Here is an 804-nt window from a genome sequence, read left to right as displayed (position 1 = left end):
CGGGCCTCGTTGCCCGTGGCCCACCCTCGCGCCCTTGCGGATGCGCTGGCGGACCTCATGTCCCCCGAGCGGGTGGCCGAACTGGCTGGCGCGGCATGGGAGGTCGCCTCGGACGGCGGAGAGGTGACGGACCGCGTTACATCAAATACATGTGATTACTAAATTTGACTGACATTCTCGACGGTGAATCGCCGGCATGGGCCCATCCCTTATTATCAATGTAAATTCAATGATATAAGGCGCGATGTATTAGACTTGGCCGAATGGAATACGGTATGCGACGATGCAGATGGGAAACAATCCCCACATTTATGCTTCTGGATAGTGAGGTGCTCCAGCCCTGAAAAAAGCCAGAATGTTAGCATTGTAATAGTTAATAGGTTTATCACCGGGCTCGCGGACAGGAATATGTGGTCCAGTGAGGAAAATGTACGACGCTTAACTGGCACGACAGCCAACAGGCAACAGCACGTCGCCTTCCATGGAAATACTCGGTGCATTCCTATTCGACTACCAAATTAACGGGATACCGATCTCTATATGCGCTATATGCCCGATGCGCTGATGAAAATCCGGGAACGGTTCGGCCCGGAGCTGCATCTGCTGCACGACGTCCATCACCGCCTGCTGCCGCGTGAGGCTGCCGAATTTGCCAAGGCGGTAGAACCTGCGCGCCTGTATTGGCTTGAAGATCCGACACCCGCCGACGATCAGGACGCGCTGAAGCTTTTGCGTCAGCATTCGACGGTACCGGTCGCCATCGGTGAGGTTTTCAACTCGATCTGGGATTGCAACAAGCTGATT

The 804-nt window shown here is 54.6% G+C and carries 1 protein-coding gene; it reads left to right on the top strand.

Annotated elements, in window-relative coordinates; translation table 11 throughout:
• Positions 1-540: 540 nt before the first annotated feature.
• The coding region (locus TR36_RS14105) for an enolase C-terminal domain-like protein (protein ID WP_045393971.1) at positions 541-804 on the top strand (264 nt) is incomplete at its 3' end.

Origin of the sequence: Falsirhodobacter sp. alg1 (assembly GCF_000739715.2) — a bacterium.
Taxonomy (GTDB): Bacteria; Pseudomonadota; Alphaproteobacteria; order Rhodobacterales; family Rhodobacteraceae; genus Falsirhodobacter.
Note: the sequence above shows the minus strand (reverse complement) of the source record. Positions and strands in the feature narration are given on the sequence as shown.